Annotated in this window: 15 protein-coding genes and 1 pseudogene; 2 read left to right on the top strand and 14 right to left on the bottom strand. The window is 71.3% G+C overall.

Translation table 11 applies throughout. The features are described 5' to 3' along the window. Positions 1–143: 143 nt before the first annotated feature. From mmsB to HBB12_RS05495, 3 genes are all read right to left on the bottom strand, one after another. Positions 144–1,031 carry a 3-hydroxyisobutyrate dehydrogenase gene (gene mmsB, locus HBB12_RS05505; protein ID WP_236988431.1) on the bottom strand — a complete coding sequence of 296 codons (888 nt, stop codon included), beginning with the start codon at positions 1,029–1,031 and terminating at the stop codon, positions 144–146. 78 nt (positions 1,032–1,109) lie between these two features. Then, positions 1,110–2,252, bottom strand: a complete 1,143-nt coding sequence (locus tag HBB12_RS05500; protein WP_236988430.1) for an acyl-CoA dehydrogenase family protein — start codon at positions 2,250–2,252, stop codon at positions 1,110–1,112. 145 nt (positions 2,253–2,397) lie between these two features. Next, positions 2,398–3,897: a CoA-acylating methylmalonate-semialdehyde dehydrogenase gene (locus HBB12_RS05495; RefSeq protein ID WP_236988429.1), complete on the bottom strand. Its 1,500-nt coding sequence runs from the start codon at positions 3,895–3,897 to the stop codon at positions 2,398–2,400. 139 nt (positions 3,898–4,036) lie between these two features. Between HBB12_RS05495 and HBB12_RS05490 the strand changes: the two genes are divergently transcribed. Further along, entirely contained in the window at positions 4,037–4,927 is an 891-nt protein-coding gene (locus HBB12_RS05490) for a LysR family transcriptional regulator (RefSeq protein WP_236988428.1), read from the top strand. 46 nt (positions 4,928–4,973) lie between these two features. On the opposite strand, the gene HBB12_RS05485 is transcribed toward HBB12_RS05490, so the two are convergent. Continuing rightward, positions 4,974–5,306: a BrnA antitoxin family protein gene (locus HBB12_RS05485; RefSeq protein ID WP_236988427.1), complete on the bottom strand. Its 333-nt coding sequence runs from the start codon at positions 5,304–5,306 to the stop codon at positions 4,974–4,976. Next, positions 5,296–5,550: pseudogene (locus HBB12_RS05480) on the bottom strand (BrnT family toxin); the annotation flags it as partial. The gene HBB12_RS05485 and the pseudogene HBB12_RS05480, both read right to left, overlap by 11 nt. A 333-nt stretch (positions 5,551–5,883) precedes the next feature. On the opposite strand from HBB12_RS05480, the gene HBB12_RS05475 reads away from it, so the two are divergent. Further along, positions 5,884–6,306: a GNAT family acetyltransferase gene (locus tag HBB12_RS05475; protein WP_236988426.1), complete on the top strand. Its 423-nt coding sequence runs from the start codon at positions 5,884–5,886 to the stop codon at positions 6,304–6,306. A 19-nt stretch (positions 6,307–6,325) separates the two neighbouring features. Here HBB12_RS05475 and HBB12_RS05470 read toward each other — a convergent pair whose 3' ends face one another. The 9 genes from HBB12_RS05470 to HBB12_RS05430 form a co-directional block, all read right to left on the bottom strand. Next, positions 6,326–7,543 (bottom strand): MFS transporter, encoded by a 1,218-nt coding sequence (locus HBB12_RS05470; protein ID WP_236988425.1) that lies wholly within the window; start codon positions 7,541–7,543, stop codon positions 6,326–6,328. Between the two features lie 165 nt (positions 7,544–7,708). Next, positions 7,709–8,143 carry a helix-turn-helix domain-containing protein gene (locus HBB12_RS05465; RefSeq protein WP_236988424.1) on the bottom strand — a complete coding sequence of 145 codons (435 nt, stop codon included), beginning with the start codon at positions 8,141–8,143 and terminating at the stop codon, positions 7,709–7,711. Next, positions 8,140–9,840, bottom strand: a complete 1,701-nt coding sequence (gene lnt, locus HBB12_RS05460) for an apolipoprotein N-acyltransferase (protein ID WP_236988423.1) — start codon at positions 9,838–9,840, stop codon at positions 8,140–8,142. The genes HBB12_RS05465 and lnt overlap by 4 nt, the downstream gene beginning before the upstream one ends. A gap of 157 nt (positions 9,841–9,997) precedes the next feature. After that, the gene (locus HBB12_RS05455; protein ID WP_236988422.1) at positions 9,998–11,038 is read right to left on the bottom strand and encodes a hemolysin family protein; all 1,041 of its coding nucleotides are present in this window, start codon (positions 11,036–11,038) and stop codon (positions 9,998–10,000) included. Positions 11,039–11,071: 33 nt separating this feature from the next. After that, entirely contained in the window at positions 11,072–11,572 is a 501-nt protein-coding gene (gene ybeY / locus HBB12_RS05450; protein ID WP_236988421.1) for an rRNA maturation RNase YbeY, read from the bottom strand. Beyond that, complete coding sequence (locus HBB12_RS05445; RefSeq protein ID WP_236988420.1) at positions 11,569–12,696, bottom strand: PhoH family protein; 1,128 nt, start codon at positions 12,694–12,696, stop codon at positions 11,569–11,571. Before HBB12_RS05445 ends, ybeY begins: the two co-directional genes overlap by 4 nt. A gap of 17 nt (positions 12,697–12,713) precedes the next feature. Next, entirely contained in the window at positions 12,714–14,084 is a 1,371-nt protein-coding gene (gene miaB, locus HBB12_RS05440; protein WP_236988419.1) for a tRNA (N6-isopentenyl adenosine(37)-C2)-methylthiotransferase MiaB, read from the bottom strand. Between the two features lie 68 nt (positions 14,085–14,152). After that, positions 14,153–15,022, bottom strand: coding sequence for a lysophospholipid acyltransferase family protein (locus HBB12_RS05435; RefSeq protein ID WP_236988418.1), 870 nt, complete (start codon positions 15,020–15,022; stop codon positions 14,153–14,155). Positions 15,023–15,465: 443 nt separating this feature from the next. Further along, the gene (locus tag HBB12_RS05430) at positions 15,466–15,948 is read right to left on the bottom strand and encodes a GNAT family N-acetyltransferase (RefSeq protein ID WP_236988417.1); all 483 of its coding nucleotides are present in this window, start codon (positions 15,946–15,948) and stop codon (positions 15,466–15,468) included. Positions 15,949–15,959: the final 11 nt, after the last annotated feature.

Below are 15,959 nucleotides of genomic sequence, written 5' to 3'. Positions count from 1 at the left end.
CCAGGGATCGCAGTGGTATCTGGAGTCCTCCTTCGAGGTCAGTCGATCTTCGATCGACCAACACCTCAGGATGAGGTCGCGGGTGGGGAAAGAATCCACCGTCGGCGTCATGCGATGGTCGTGGACCGTGCGTGCAGCTCCGCTCAGTCCCGCCCCGCCTCGCGCAGGTGGCGGACGATGCCGGAGAAGTCGGTGCCGCCCTGCCCCGCCGCTTCGAAGGCCGTGTAGATCGCCTCGGCGTGTGCGCCGAGCGGCGTCGCGGCGCCGGCACCCGCGGCGGCTTCCTGGGCCAGGCGCAGGTCCTTCAGCATCAGGGCGGCGGCGAAGCCCGGCTTGTAGTCGGTGTTGGCCGGTGAGGTCGGCACCGGGCCCGGGACCGGGCAATAGGTGGTGAGCGACCAGCATTGGCCCGACGAGGTCGAGGCGACGTCGAACAGGGCCTGGTGCGACAGGCCGAGCTTTTCCGCCAGCACGAAGGCCTCGGCGACGCCGATCATCGAGATGCCGAGGATCATGTTGTTGCAGATCTTGGCCGCCTGGCCGGCACCGGCCTCGCCGCAATGCACGACCTTGCGGCCCATCTTGGCGAGGATCGGCTCGGCCCGGGCGAAGGCGTCCGGCGAGCCCCCGGCCATGAAGGTCAGGGTCGCCGCCTTGGCGCCGCCGACCCCGCCGGAGACCGGGGCATCGAGGCTCGCGAGCCCGCGTCCCGTCGCCTTGTCGTGGGCGCTCCGCGCGCTGGCGACGTCGATCGTCGAGCAGTCGATCATCAGGGCGCCGTCCGCCACGTGCGGCAGCACCGCGTCGTAGACCGCCAGCACGTGACGCCCCGCCGGCAGCATGGTGACGACGATCTCGGCTCCCGCCACCGCGGCCTCGGCGCTGTCCGCCACCGTGATCCCGGCCGCGCGGGCGGCCTCGAGGGCGTCGGGCACCAGGTCGAAGCCCGTCACCGCGTGGCCCGCCGCGACGAGGTTGGCGGCCATCGGCCCGCCCATGTTGCCGAGGCCCAGGAAGGCGATCTGCGTCATGGCTCAGCGTGTCCTCTGCTGGTTTCTGGTTCTGTAATGACGACGGTCCAAGTCGTGCCGTATCCGGCGGTGCCGTGTTCAGCCCGCGACGAGGCCCCGCGCCACGATCACCCGCATGATCTCGTTGGTGCCCTCCAGGATCTGGTGCACCCGCAGGTCACGGACGATCTTCTCCACCCCGTATTCCGACAGGTAGCCGTAGCCGCCATGGAGCTGGAGCGCCTCGTTGGCGACCCGGAAGCCGGTATCGGTGGCGAAGCGCTTGGCCATGGCGGAGCGCTGGGTGGCGTCGGGATCCTTCCGGTCGAGCGCGGCGGCGGCCCCGTAGAGGAGCGCGCGGGCGGCTTCCAGCTCGGTCGCCATGTCGGCGAGGCGGAACTGGAGCGCCTGGAATTCGTCGATGCGCTTTCCGAAGGCCTTGCGCTCGGCCATGTAGGCGATGCTCTTGTCGAGGGCGGCTTGCGCGCCGCCGAGCGAGCAGGCACCGATGTTGAGCCGGCCGCCATCGAGCCCCGCCATGGCGATGCGAAACCCGATCCCCTCCTCGCCGAGGCGGTTCTCGACCGGGACCCGGCATTCCTCGAAGATCACCGCCCGGGTCGGCTGGGCGTTCCAGCCCATCTTGCGCTCGTTCGGGCCGAAGGACAGGCCGGGCGCGTCGGCGGGCACCACCAGGGTCGAGATGCCCTTCGGCCCCGCCTCGCCGGTGCGCACCATCGTCACGTAGAGATCGGCCGCGCCGGCGCCCGAGATGAACTGCTTGGCGCCGTTGAGGACGTAAACATCGCCCTCGCGCCGGGCGCTGGTGCGGAGCGAGGCTGCGTCCGAGCCCGAACCCGGCTCGGTCAGGCAATAGGCGGCGACCTGGTCCATCCGGCACAGACCCGGCAGGAAGCGCTCGCGCTGGGCACTTGAGCCGAAACGGTCGATCATCCAGGCGGCCATGTTGTGGATCGACAGGAACGCCGCCACCGTCGGGCAGCCGAGGCTCAAGGCCTCGAAGATCAGGGCGGCGTCGAGCCGGGTCAGGCCGGAGCCGCCATGCTCCTCGGACACGTAGATGCCGCCCATGCCGAGGGAGGCCGCTTCCCGCAGCACGTCGAGGGGGAAATGCTTGCGCTCGTCCCAGTCGAGGGCGTGCGGCGCGATCCGCTCGGCCGCGAAGCTGCGCGCCATGTCGCGGATGGCGATCTGGTCCTCGGGGAGGGTGAACAGGGTCATGCGGCGGTTCCTCCTGTTCCGTGTCGATTATTGTCCGTACCCGGCCTCGGACTGGCGCGGGTTTCTCCTCTCCCCGCGGGCGGGGAGAGGGGAAACCCGTGCCACTCGCGGAAAGCCCGGATGGCTCCCGCACGCCTGACAGGCGTTACTGCATCACCGGCATCGAGAACTGCGCGCCTTCCTTCACCCCCGACGGCCAGCGCTGGGTGACCGTCTTGGTCTTGGTGTAGAAGCGCACGGCATCCGGCCCGTGCTGGTTGAGGTCGCCGAAGCCCGAGCGCTTCCAGCCGCCGAAGGTGTAGTAGGCCAGCGGCACCGGGATCGGCACGTTGATGCCGACCATGCCGACCTGCACCTTGGCGGCGAAGTCGCGCGCCGCGTCGCCGTCGCGGGTGAAGATCGCGACGCCGTTGCCGTATTCGTGCTCGTTGGGAAGCCGCAGGGCCTCGGCGTAGTCCTTGGCGCGCACCACCGAGAGCACGGGGCCAAAAATCTCTTCCTTGTAGATCCGCATCTCCGGCGTCACGTGGTCGAACAGGCAGCCGCCCATGTAGAAGCCGTTCTCGTAGCCCTGCATCTTGAAGGCCCGGCCGTCGACCGCGAGCTTGGCACCTTCCTGGACGCCGATCTCCACATAGTTGCGCACCCGCTCGAGCGCCGCCTTGGTCACCAGCGGGCCGTAATCGGCGCTCGGATCGGTCGACGGGCCGATCTTCAGGCTCTCGACCCGCGGGATCAGCTTGCTCATCAGGGCGTCGGCGGTCTTCTCGCCGACCGGCACCGCCACCGAGACCGCCATGCAGCGCTCGCCGGCCGAGCCGAAGCCGGCGCCCATCAGGGCATCGACCGCCTGGTCCATGTCGGCGTCCGGCATGATGATCATGTGGTTCTTGGCGCCGCCGAAGCACTGGGCGCGCTTGCCCGTCGCGGTCGCCCGCGCGTAGACGTACTGGGCGATGTCGGAGGAGCCGACGAAGCCGACCGCCTGGATGATGTCGTCGTCGAGGATCGCATCCACGGCCTCCTTGTCGCCGTTGACGACGTTGAGGATGCCGGCAGGCAAGCCCGCCTCGATCATCAGCTCGGCGAGCCGCATCGGCACGCCCGGATCGCGCTCCGAGGGCTTCAGGATGAAGGCGTTGCCGCAGGCGATGGCGGGCGCGAACTTCCACATCGGGATCATGGCGGGGAAGTTGAACGGCGTGATGCCGGCGACCACGCCGAGCGGCTGGCGCATCGAGTAGATGTCGATGCCGGGGCCCGCCCCTTCCGTGTACTCGCCCTTCTGCAGGTGCGGGATCCCGCAGGCGAACTCCACCACCTCGACGCCGCGCTGGATGTCGCCCTTGGCGTCGGGAATGGTCTTGCCGTGCTCGCGGGCGAGCAGGTCGGCGAGGCTGTCCATCTCGCGGGCGATCAGGTCGAGGAAGCGCATCATCACCCGTGCCCGGCGCTGCGGGTTGGTGGCGGCCCAGGCCACTTGCGCCTTGGCGGAATTCTCGATGGCCGCGCGCATCTCGGCCCGGCTCGCCAGCGCCAGGCGCCCGATCACCTCGCCGGTCATCGGCTGGTAGATGTCGGAATAGCGGCCCGAGCGGCCGGGAACGTGCTCGCCGCCGATGAAGTGCCCGACTTCGCGCGCCATGATGGGATCCTCCCTGGATTGATCGTGTTCGGGCCACCTTGCCCTGGCGGTCCCCATAGAGGAAGGGGCGTGGGAGCGGAACGGGTGTGCGCGGATGCGGGAACCGGCGGATGGGGCGAAAGGCGATGCCAAAGGCGACATGTGGGACGATTACCGCTTCGTGCTGGCGGTGCACCGGGCCGGCACGGTCTCGGCGGCATCGCGCCGGCTCGGGGTCGACCATGCCACGGTGATCCGGCGGATCGACCGGCTGGAGCGGCGCCTCGGCGAGAAGCTCTTCCACCGCCGGGCCTCCGGATACACCGCGACGCAAGCCGGCCTGGCGCTGGTCGCGACGGCGGACGCGGTCGAATCGGCGATCATCCACGGCGAGGCGGCAGTCGGCCGGGCAGCGTCGGGGCTCGTCGGCACGGTGCGGATCGGCGCGCCGGACGGCTTCGGCAGTTCCTTCCTGGCGCCCCGCCTGACCCCGCTGATCGAGCGCCACCCGGATCTCGACATCGAACTCGTGGCGACCGCCCGGCTGTTCAGCCTGTCGAAGCGCGAGGCCGACATCGCCATCGGGTTGAGCCTGCCGCCGGAGGGCCGCATCGTCGGGCGCAAGCTCACCGATTACGCGCTCAAGCTCTACGCCGCCCCTGCCTACCTGGCCGGCCGCCCGCCGATCCGGGCGCGGCGCGACCTCCAGGGCCACCGCTTCATCGGCTATATCGACGAACTGCTCTACTCGCCGGAACTCGACTACCTGCACCAGGTCGCGCCTGGGGCGAGCGCGCGCCTGCGCAGCGCCAACCTCACCGCCCAGCTCCAGGCGACGGTGGCAGGGTTGGGACTCGCGGTGCTGCCCTGCTTCATGGCCGCATGGCGCCCGGACCTGATCTGCGTGCTGCCGAACGAGGTGACGCTGATCCGCAGCTTCTGGCTGATGATGCACACCGACAGCCGCGACCTCGCCCGCATCCGCGCCGTGGCCGAGCACATCTACGCGACGGTCGAGGCGGAGCGGGCCTTGTTCGCGCCCGAGGGGTGAGCCCGGGGATCGCGGAGCCGGGCGTGGGGCCTCCGGACTGCCCGTGTCAGGCCGGGGGCAGCGCGTCGGCGGCCCGGCGCAGGGCCTCGCTCATTCGCGCTTCCCAGCCCGGACCGGTCGCCTTGAACCGGGCGACGACGTCCGCGTCGAGCGTCATCGAAATCCCGACCTTGCGCCCGGCCGCGACCGCCTCGCGGTCCTCCATCAGGCTCGCGTAGAGATCCGGGAAGGCATCCCTGAATGGCACGGCCCGGCGAAAATCCTCATCGGTCGATTCCAGATCGTCGCAGACCTCGTCCCAATCGTCTTGCGTATATTCGGCATTGGGAACGTAGCCGGGCGCGTGATCGGGTTTCTTTGCGTCTGAGTTATTCGACATGAACACGCTCCTTCAGATTGGCAGGGCGCATGCTGATGACGGAGAGGGCTTCCGTGCCGAGCGGGGAAGCCACCACCACCACGACCAGATGGTTCTCGAACCACCCGATCAGCTTGAACCGTCTCCGCCCCGTTCGGCTTGGCCTGGTCTCCAATCGAACCGCAGTCGCGAAATCGAACTTCGCCGTGACATCGGCAAAATCCAGGCCATGCTTCTGGAGATTGGCCTGGCGCTTCGGCTCGTCCTATTCGATCCGCACGATATATCGTGTCTCTGCCGCGGCTGGTCAACGATATGCCGTAGCGTCACCCTGTTCCAGTCCCCTGGGATCGCCCCTGCCCGACCGGCAGGTCCCCGGGCTCGATGCCCCGAAACACATCGGCGACCATCGGGGCTGAGGCGTCGTCGTCGATCGAGGGGACGGCCGGGTGCCGGTAGGCGGGGTTCGCCGGGACGTCGTTCGCTGTCGCGATGCCGACCGGTCGGGGCATTCCGGAGGCGTCCGCTATGGTGTAGCGCCTCTCCCTCGCCCCGCCGGCTCGGCCGGGCGCACCGGCATCGAGACGGGAGCCCGACCATGACGCCGATCATCCGCGAGATCGAGGATGCCGACGTGCCGGCGGTGATCGCCCTGTGGCACGAGGCCGGGGTGGCGCGGCCCTGGAACGACCCGGCCACCGACATCGCCTTCGCCCGGCGCGGCCCCCACGGCACCGTGCTGGTGGCGGAGGTGGACGGCCGGATCGTCGCGAGCGCGATGGCCGGCGAGGACGGGCACCGGGGCTGGCTCTACTACGTCGCGGTGGCGCCCGGCCAGCAGGGTACTGGGCTCGGGCGGCGCATGGTCGAGGCGGGGGAGGCCTGGCTCGCGGCGCGCGGCGTATGGAAGGTGCAGCTCTTGGTGCGCCGGGAGAACGAGGGCGTCCTCGGCTTCTACGACCACCTCGGCTACCGCGACACCAACGCGGTCTGCCTGCAGAAGGTGATCGCGCAGGGGTGAGCGAGCGGGCTCCCGCGGCTCAGATCCGCACCGTCCGGTCCCGCGCGGCCAGCCACCCGAAGCTCGCCGCCGTCAGGCACACACCGGCATAGAGTGCCGCCGGCAGGCCCCAGCCGCCGCTGAGGTCGTGCGCGATGCCGACCAGGAACGGCCCGAGCGCCGCGCCGCAATAGCCGACGCCCTGCGCCATGGCGGAGAGCTCGGCGGCGGCGCGCGGATCGCCGGCCCGCAGCACGATCAGCGTCAGGGCGAGGCCGAAGCAGCCGCCGAGGCCTAGGCCCAGCAGCAGCGCGAAGCCCCAGGCGAAGGCCAGCGGCCCGACGAGCAGCCCGGTGAAGCCGACGAGCGGCAGGCTGATGACGAGGATCACCCAGGGGCGCTGGTCCGGCCGGCGCGCGGCGAGCGTCGGCACCAGAAGCGCCAGCACACCCTGCGCCAGCGCCGAGACCGAGGCGACGAGGCCGGCCGCCACGATGTCGAAGCCCCGGTCGACCAGGGCGGCGGGCAGCCAGCCGAACACGATGTAGGCGAGCGACGATTGCAGGCCCATGAAGGCGGTGACCTGCCAGGCCAGGGGATCGCGCCAGAGCCGGCCGGACGGGCGCGGGCCTGCCGCCGCCATCGGCCGGCCGCGCACGAAGGGCAGCCACAAGGCGGCGGCCACGAGGGCGGGGGCGGCCCACAGCGTCAGGGCCCCCTCCCAGCCGAGGCCGAGCGCGTGGCGCGCCGGCACGGTGAAGCCGGCCCCGGCGGCGGCGCCGAGGCAGAGGAGCGCGGTGTAGAGGCCGGTCATCAGGCCGGCCTGGTCGGGAAAGTCGCGCTTGACGATGCCGGGCAGGATCACGCCGACGATCCCGATCGCCGCCGCGGCGACCACCGAGCCGAGGAACAGCAGCGGCAGGCCCCCGAGACCGCGCAGGGTCAGCCCCAGAGCCAGCACGACCAGGGCCGCCAGCACCCCGGCATCCGGCCCGATGCGCCGCACCAGCACCGGCGCGAGGCGGCCGAACACGCCGAGGCACAGGACCGGCAGGGTGACGAGGGCTCCCGCCAGGGCGCCGGAGAGGCCGGTCTCGGCCCGGATGCCCGGCAGGAGCGGGCCGATGCTCGACAGGGCGGGCCGGAGGTTGAAGGCCACCAGCATCAGCCCGAGGCCGATCAGGACCGGATGGAAGCCGGCTTGCGCCCTCCCCGGCCGCGCGGTCCCGGCGCCGGGCTCCCGTTCGATGGTCCGCACGATCGTCCTCCCTGTCGCGCTCGCGCGCGTCGGTCGCGCCTGCGCACGCCGTGGTGGCGCGGTCGCGTTCGGGAGGGTCATACCGTCATGGCGGCCGTGTGAGCACCGAAACCTTTGCAACCCCGGTCACCGACGGATCGTCGGGGGGATCGTCACGCGGGATCGTCACGCTTGTGCGTCGGGCCCGGCCGAGGGCGTGGCGGAACCGGTACCGATCGCCTCGACCAGGCTGATGATCCGCCGGCGCAGCTGGTTGTCGCCGATGCGCTGGAAGGCGCGCACCAGCTGCAGGTCCTGGCTGGTCCAGAACACGTCGTGGGCGGCGGTCTCGGCGCCGGGCTCCGCGGCGGCGTCGCTGCGCGTGCCGTCCTGGCGCGGCGCTCCCTCGTAGAAGAAGCTGACCGGCACGCCCAGCATGTCGGCGATCTGGCGCAGCCGGCTGGCGCTGATCCGGTTGGTGCCCTTCTCGTATTTCTGGATCTGCTGGAACGTCACGCCGAGCGCGTCGCCCAGCTTCTCCTGGCTCACGCCGACCAGAAGCCGCCTGACGCGGACGCGATGCCCGACATGACGATCGACCGGATCCGGTGCCTTTTTCACATCGACGCTCCGCGGGGCGGTGACGGCGCGCGACGACGGCGCGCCACGAGGGCCAACAGCCCACACCCTAGAAGCATGATGGTGAAAAAAACATCGCCGAAACGTACGTATGCCGGACTTTCCCTAAGGTTTCTCGGAAGGTTGCGGTCGAGGACGCCTTCGGTGCCGACCGACAACATCCCGGTCACCCTTCCGTAAGGATCGACCACGGCGCTGATCCCGGTGTTGGCGGCACGCACGAGAGGAATTCCTTCCTCTACGGCGCGCAGGCGGGCCTGGGCGAAATGCTGGCGCGGGCCGGGCGTATCGCCGAACCAGCCGTCGTTGGTGACGTTGAGGAGTAGACCGGGACGCTCCCGGTGCGAGGCGACGGCGCCGGGGAAGATCGCCTCGTAGCAGATCGAGGGCGCCACCGGCGGCAGGCCCGGCACCGCGAGCGGCGGCCGCTCATGCGCCTCGCTCGCGGTGAAGCCCCCCGGCACCGCCACGAACTGCTTGAGGCCGAGCGTGCGCAGCAGGCTGTCGACCGGTCCCGGCAGGTATTCGCCGAAGGGCACGAGGTGGAGCTTGTCGTAGCGGCCGCCCGTGAGGCCGTCCTGCCCGATCATCAGGATTGAGTTGTAGAAGTGCAGCCGCTCGCCGGGCAGAGGTTCGTCGGCCCGCGCCGCGCCGGTGACCAAGAGCGTGCCGGGCGGCAGCGCATTGCCGATCCGGCGCAGGGCTTGCGGGTCGCGCTGGATCAGGAACGGGAACGAGGATTCCGGCCAGATCAGGTGGGTCACGTCGCGCAGGCCCTGCCGGTCCGGTGCGGTGGCGCTGTCGCTCAGGCCCAGGTAGCGCTCGAGGATGCCCTCGCGGTTGCGCGGGTTGAAGCGGGCATCCTGCGGGATATTGGCCTGGACGAGGCGCAGGCGCACGCCGGGCACCTCCGGCATCGGCCCGGAGGGCAGCCGCAGCGCCCCGCCGGCGGCGAGGCCGGCGAGCAGCAGGACAGCGGCGGCGGGCGGTCCGAGCCGCCGCGAGGCCCCCCCCGCATCCGCCAGGGTGGCGGGCGCCGCGCAGGCCAGCACTGCCAGGACGGTCAGCCCGTAGAGGCCGACGACCGAGGCCGCCTGCATCAGCCAGAGGTTCTGGCCGAGCGCCATCCCGAGGGTGTTCCAGGGAAAGCCGGTGAACAGGTGCCCGCGCAGCCACTCGGCGGCGCCGATTCCGAAGGCAAGGGCGGCGATGCGGCCGGGGCCCGGCGACCAGATCAGCCGCGCCGCGGCGAAGCCCGCGCCGTAGAACAGGCCGAGCGCCGCCGGCAGGCCGAGCACGCCGAGCGGCATCAGGTAGGCGAACTGGTCGGCCTCGACCAGGAAGGCGGCCCCTAACCACCACAGGCCGGCGGTGAGGTAACCGAAGCCCCAGGCCCAGCCGATCAGGCCGGCGGAGAGCGCCGTGCCGGCGCGCCGACCGAGGCGCGACGAGGCGGTGGCCGCCCCGTCGAGCAGCCAGACCGCCGGCACCAGGGCGACGCAGAGGGCGGGCAGGAACCCGAATGGCGGCATTGCCAGGGCCCCGCAGGCGCCGGCGAGCCAGGCGAGCGCCAGACGCGTCCAGCCGGAGGTCAGGGCGATGCGGTGGGCGAGGGTTGCGAGGCCGAAGGGCGCCGCCGGGGCGGCGAGCGCCGTCCCGTTCGTGTCGATGTCGTGCATGGGCGGGCTCGCGGGGCGGCGCTCGGGCGGAGACGCGTCGTGCGTCTCCGCTCGTCATTCCTGTCGTAGCATCATTCCGCGTGCCGGACCGGCCGCCGCTGCGGCACCGGTCGCAAGGCAGCCGGTGGCAGGATGCATGGGGGGGCCGCGGGACGGATCAGGCGGCGGTCTCTGTCCGCAGGCGGGCCTCGCCCACGGGTGGCGGCAGGGCCAGCGGCGTCTCGGGTCCTACGAGCCGGGCGAGTCCGCGATGCATGCGCAGGCGCTTGATCCGCCGCGGATCGGCGTCCAGCACCTCGACCTCGAAGTCGCCCGGCACGGCGATGACCTCGCCCCGGGACGGAACGCGGCCGACGAGGGTGACGATCAGGCCGCCGAGGGTGTCGACCTCCTCGGCCGCCTCCCCCACCGCCGCCGCGAGATCGACCCCGGTCGCCTCGGCGACGTCGTCGAGGCTGGCGCGGGCATCGGCGACGAAGATCTCGCTCTCGCCGTCGACCTTGAGGACCCGGTGGGTCTCGGCGACGTCGTGCTCGTCCTCGATGTCGCCGACCACGACCTCGATCAGGTCCTCGATCGAGATCAGCCCGTCGGTGCCGCCATACTCGTCGATGACCAGCGCCATGTGGGTGCGGCTCGCCTGCATCCGGGCGAGCAGGTCGATCGCCGGCATCGAGGGCGGCACGAACAGCACCGGCCGCAGGATGCGGGTGGTGGCGAGCGTCGCCGCGAGGTCGACCCCGGCGAGGTCGGGCAGGCGGTCGCCGTGGGCTTCCGCCCGGCTCGCCATGTAGTCGACGAAGTCGCGGATGTGGACCATGCCGCGGGGGTCGTCCAGGCTCTCGCCGTAGACCGGCAGGCGGGAATGGCCGGCCGAGCGGAAGACCTTGAGCAGGGTGCCGAGGGCGGTGTCGATCGAGACCGCCACGACGTCGGCCCGGGGGATCATCACGTCGTCGACCCGCACCCGGTGGAGGCTCAGGACGTTCTTGAGCATCGCCTGCTCGACCGCGGAGACCGGGTGGTCGCCGTTCTGCACCTCGGCGAGGGCGTCCGAGAGGCCGTCGCGCTGGGCGTCGCGCGTCTTCAGGTGGAAGATGCTGAGGAGGCGGTCATACCAGGGTTCGCGCCCCGGACTGTCGTCCTCCGGAATCGCCTGCGCGGTCGCGGCGGCGCTGCGACTTCGATCGTTGCTCATGTCTCTCGCGTCTGGGGTGAGGGCGTCCGCGGTTCAACCGGCCACGTCGCCATACGGGTCCGGCACGCCGAGGCGCCGCAGGGCCGCGACCTCCAACGCCTCCATGGCGTCGGCCTCGGCGTCGCCGAGCTCGTGGTCGTGACCGAGGAGGTGCAGCGTGCCATGGACCACGAGATGGGCGAGGTGGTGATCGAGGGGCTTGGACTGCTCCCCACTCTCGCGCAGCATTGTGTCATACGCAAGAACCACGTCGCCCAGGAGGCGCGGGCCCCCGCCATGCGGCTGCTCGTTGGGGAAGGACAGCACGTTGGTCGGCTTGTCCTTGCCCCGCCAGGTGCGGTTCAGCTCCTGCACCGCGGGGTCGTCGGTCAGCACGATGCTGATCTCGATCGGGCCGTCCGGCGGCACGATGGCGAGCGCCGCCTCGACCGCGCGGGCGACGAAGCCTTCGAGGTCGGGCGCGACGCCCTCCCAGCGCTCGTCCTCGACCGCGACGTCGATCTCGTTCTCACCGGTGTCGTCGTGCCCGCTCACGGCAGCGGCCCCCGGCGCGAGGGAATCGGCCGCTGGGGCACGACCTCCGGGTTTTCCCGGGCATCGGTCTCGTAGGCCGTGACGATCCGGCGCACCAGGTCGTGGCGCACCACGTCGACGTCCCGGAACGTGACCCGCCCGACGCCCTCGACGCCGTCGAGGATCCGCACCGCCTCGACGAGGCCGGATTTCTGGCCCGGCGGCAGGTCGATCTGGCTCGGATCGCCGGTGACGATCATCCGGGAATTCTCGCCGAGCCGGGTCAGGAACATCTTCATCTGCATCGAGGTGGTGTTCTGCGCCTCGTCGAGGAGCACCACCGCGTTGGTGAGCGTGCGCCCGCGCATGAAGGCGAGCGGCGCGATCTCGATCATGCCGGTCTGCAAGCCGCGATCGACGTGACGCGCCTCCATGAAATCGTAGAGGGCGTCGTAGATCGGCCGGAGATACGGATCGACCTTCTCGCGCATGTCGCCGGGCAGGAAGCCTAAGCGCTCGCCGGCCTCGACCGCCGGGCGGGAAAGAATCAGCCGTTCGGCATGGCCCTGCTCCAGCAGCGAGACGGCGTAGCCGACCGCGAGCCAGGTCTTGCCGGTGCCGGCGGGGCCTTCCGCGAAGACCAGCTCGTGGGCGCGCAACGCCTTGATGTAGGCGTCCTGCGCCGCGTTGCGGGCCCGCACGCCGCCGCGGCGGCGCGTGGCGATCTGGTCGAAGGACGGGCGCTCGCCGTTGGCCGGCGCCTCGGCCGGCGAGAACAGGTTGCCCTGGAGCGAGGATTCCTGGATCACCCCGTCGACGTCGCCCAGCGTCAGCGGCACCCCGCCCCCGTCGCTGACGCGGGCATAGAGCAGTTCGAGCACGCGCCGCGCCCGCTCGGTCGAATCGGGCGGGCCCTTGACCACGACGTGGTTGCCGAGCGCGGTGGCCACCACGCCGAGGCGCCGCTCCAGATGGGCGACGTTCTGGTCGTACTGGCCGAAGACCAGGCTCGCCAGGCGGTTGTCGTCGAAGGTGAGCGCGATCTCCGCCGCCTCGCTCAGGCCCGCCACCGCCCGCGGGGCGAGTTCCCGCTCGCGCGCGGGCTCACGCCCTCTCGGACCGCGCCCGCCCTCTCCCATCGCCATCCTGTCGTTCCCGTTCCTCACGCGGCGGCCGTGTCGGCCGCTTGGGCCGTCGTCGCGGCCGGGGTCGCGGTCAACGCTTCACCAAACAGGCTGTTCGAGCCGGCCCGGGTGATCCGCACAGGAATTTCCGTGCCGACCGCCGCGACGTCGCCCTCGATCTGCACCGCCTGGAGATAGGGCGACTTGCCGGCGACCTGGCCCGGATGCCGCCCGGGCTTCTCGAGCAGCACCGGCACGACCTTGCCCACGGTGGCGTGGTTGAAGTCCTGGCGCTGACGCTCCAGCAGTTCCTGCAACTCGGCGAGCCGCGTGCTCTTCACCGCCTCCGGCACCGCGTCGGCACTCTCCGCCGCCGGCGTGCCGGGGCGCGGGCTGTACTTGAACGAGAAGGCGCTGGCGAATCCGACATCGGCGATCAGCCGCATCGTCTCGGCGTGGTCGGCATCGGTCTCGCCGGGGAAGCCGACGATGAAGTCGGAGGAGAGCGCGATGTCGGGCCGCGCCGCCCGCACCCGGTCGATCAGCCGGCGATAGGTGTCGGCATCATGCTTGCGGTTCATGGCATGCAGGATCCGGTCCGAGCCCGACTGCACCGGCAGGTGCAGGTAGGGCATCAGGGCCGGCAGGTCGCGATGGGCCGCGATCAGGGCCTCGTCCATGTCGCGCGGGTGGCTGGTGGTGTAGCGCAAGCGCACAACGCCGGGGATCGCCGCGACGCGGTGGAGCAGTTCCCCGAGCGTCCAGTCGCGCCCGTCGGGTCCTTGCCCATGGAAGGCGTTGACGTTCTGGCCGATCAGGGTCAGCTCGCGGGCGCCGGCCGCCGCCAGCCGCTCGGCCTCGGCCACGATTTTTTCCACCGAGCGCGAGACCTCGGCGCCGCGGGTATAGGGCACGACGCAGAAGGCGCAGAACTTGTCGCAGCCTTCCTGCACGGTGAGGAAGGCGGAGACACCCGGGGTGCGACGCGCCGGCAGGTGATCGAACTTGTCCTCGACCGGGAATTCGGTGTCGACGACCCGGCCGGACTTCGCGGCGGCGAGCAGCTGCGGCAGGCGGTGGTAGCTCTGCGGGCCGACCACCACGTCGACGCCCGGGGCGCGGTTCAGGATCTCGCGCCCTTCGGCCTGCGCGACGCAGCCCGCGACAACGACTTTGGTGTCGTGGCCGGCCTCCGCCCGCTCGCCCTTCAGCACCCGCAGGCGACCGAGCTCGGAATAGACCTTCTCCGCCGCCTTCTCGCGGATATGGCAGGTGTTGAGGACGACGACGTCGGCCTCCTCGACGGCGCCGGTCTCGACGAAGCCCTCGCGGCCGAGCAGGTCGACCATGCGGGAGGCGTCGTAGACGTTCATCTGGCAGCCGTAGGATTTGACGAACGCTTTCTTCAACGAACCGGCCCTGAGCGGAGATGATCGGAGGTGGCGGGGGCGGCCCGTCGCGGACCGCTTCCCGTCATTTAAGCCGTCGCGGCCGGAATGAGAATAGGCGGCGCCCCGTGCACGGGCCGTGGAACGGGCGCCGGCTCGGGGGCCGGCGGCCGGCCGGTCACCGCCTCCTGGAGCGCGCGGCGCACCGAGGCCTCGGCGAGCGCCGTCGCGGCCTTGCGGTCGGTGCCGGCCGCGAACGCCACCGGCTCGCCCCAGGTCACCTGGACGTCGATCGGCCCGCGCTCGAAGAACAGCTTGACGCTCGGACCCAGCTCCATGTCGCCGTACCAGGCGATGTCCGGGCGCTCGGACCGGGTCAGCGGCAGGCCGTGGCGGCGCGTATAGGCGATGCAGAGCGGCTGGAGACGCACCCGGTCGAGCCCGCCTTCGGTGATCGCCGCCCGCGCCGCGCCGACGAGCGAGGTGCGGAACGGCAGCAGCCGGGTGCCGTCGCCGGTGGTGCCTTCGGCAAACAGCACGATCAGGTCGCCCTCGCGCAGGCGCCGGCTCATCTCGGTGTTGACCACCGCGGTGTGGCGCTTGCGGGCGCGATCGATGAACACCGTGCGCTGGAGCCGGGCGAGCGTGCCGACCACCGGCCAGCCGGCGATCTCGGACTTCGCCACGAAGGAGAGCGGCCGCACGCTCCCCAGCACCGGGATGTCGAGCCAGGAGATGTGGTTGGCGATGACGAGCGCCGCCTCGCCCGGGGCCGGCGGCGTGCCGGTCACGGTGATGCGCAACTGGAACAGCCGGACGAAGACCCTGTGCAGCCAGACCGGCGCGTGCCCGGCGAACCGGCCCTTCCTGAGCTTCAGGGCGAGCCAGTGGGGTCCTGCGAGGAGCGCGAAGGTCAGGGCATAGGCGAGGAGCCGCAGGCCGGCGACGAGATACGTCATGGTTCGGGCGGCGCGGTGCTCGGCTCGAGGAGGTTTTCTGGCGGGCCGCGCGGTCGGGGTCGCGCGTCTTGCGCCGCATACCAAGTCCGGCCGGGGGCGTCCACCGCACCGGATCTTCCTGCCACTCGCAAGGCTGTTTGGGGAAGGACTGGGCGTGGGTATCCTCCTCCCCGCTTGCGGCTATCGCGTTCACACAACTCGGTTTGAGCGCTTCTCCCTTTGAACGTAGCGCACCTCCCCTCCCCCTTGTGGGGAGGGGTATGGGGGTGGGGGTGGTACAGGAGGCACCGCACAGCTCTACGCGGCACCACCCCCACCCCTAACCCCTCCCCACAAGGGGGAGGGGAAAGCGCGCACATTTACAGAGGGTTAGCTCTCGGGGAAGAAGCGTGAATCCGCTAGCGCAGAACGGGGAGGGTTCGGGCGCATCGCCCCGTAGTCCCCTACCCCAGCGCCGCCTGCATCATGATCGCATTCGCCCGGCTGCCGTCGGGCCGGGCGTAGTAGCTCGCCCGCCGGCCGGTCTCGGCGAAGCGGTGGCGGTGGTAGAGGGCGAGCGCCGGGGCGTTGCCGTCGTCGACCTCGAGATGGACCCGGCGCACGCCCGCATCCTCCAGGGCGACGAGATGCGCGCGAAGCAGTTGGCGGCTCAGGCCCGCGCCGCGGGAGGCCGGGCCGAGCACGATGGTGAGGATCTCGGCCTCGTCGAGCACCTGGCGCGAGAGCACGAAGCCGCCGATCACCGTGCCGAGCATCAGCGCGTGGGCGATGTGGCCGCGCTCGCACAGCATGCGCTCGAACTCGTCCGCCTCCCAGGGCCGCGCGAAGGCGGTGGCGTGGAGCGCCGCGAGCTCTCCGGCCCGGTCGGCCGAGGTCAGGGGCGCGACATGGGCGGTCGGGGGAGAGCGGAACGGCATCCACTTCATCGGGGTCTCCG

Origin of the sequence: Methylobacterium sp. SyP6R (genome assembly GCF_019216885.1) — a bacterium.
Classification (GTDB): domain Bacteria; phylum Pseudomonadota; class Alphaproteobacteria; order Rhizobiales; family Beijerinckiaceae; genus Methylobacterium.
The sequence above is the reverse complement of the archived record's forward strand: the minus strand, read 5'-3'. Positions and strand labels throughout refer to the sequence as shown.

Excerpts from the sequence above, each read along its gene's own strand:
- HBB12_RS05490 (WP_236988428.1), top strand. The coding sequence starts at position 4,037 with ATGTGGGACGATTACCGCTTCGTGCTGGCGGTGCACCGGGCCGGCACG.
- HBB12_RS05485 (WP_236988427.1), bottom strand. The coding sequence starts at position 5,306 with ATGTCGAATAACTCAGACGCAAAGAAACCCGATCACGCGCCCGGCTAC.
- HBB12_RS05495 (WP_236988429.1), bottom strand. The coding sequence starts at position 3,897 with ATGGCGCGCGAAGTCGGGCACTTCATCGGCGGCGAGCACGTTCCCGGC.
- mmsB (WP_236988431.1), bottom strand. The coding sequence starts at position 1,031 with ATGACGCAGATCGCCTTCCTGGGCCTCGGCAACATGGGCGGGCCGATG.
- HBB12_RS05500 (WP_236988430.1), bottom strand. The coding sequence starts at position 2,252 with ATGACCCTGTTCACCCTCCCCGAGGACCAGATCGCCATCCGCGACATG.
- HBB12_RS05430 (WP_236988417.1), bottom strand. The coding sequence starts at position 15,948 with ATGAAGTGGATGCCGTTCCGCTCTCCCCCGACCGCCCATGTCGCGCCC.
- HBB12_RS05455 (WP_236988422.1), bottom strand. The coding sequence starts at position 11,038 with ATGAGCAACGATCGAAGTCGCAGCGCCGCCGCGACCGCGCAGGCGATT.
- HBB12_RS05475 (WP_236988426.1), top strand. The coding sequence starts at position 5,884 with ATGACGCCGATCATCCGCGAGATCGAGGATGCCGACGTGCCGGCGGTG.
- HBB12_RS05445 (WP_236988420.1), bottom strand. The coding sequence starts at position 12,696 with ATGGCGATGGGAGAGGGCGGGCGCGGTCCGAGAGGGCGTGAGCCCGCG.
- HBB12_RS05435 (WP_236988418.1), bottom strand. The coding sequence starts at position 15,022 with ATGACGTATCTCGTCGCCGGCCTGCGGCTCCTCGCCTATGCCCTGACC.
- lnt (WP_236988423.1), bottom strand. The coding sequence starts at position 9,840 with ATGCACGACATCGACACGAACGGGACGGCGCTCGCCGCCCCGGCGGCG.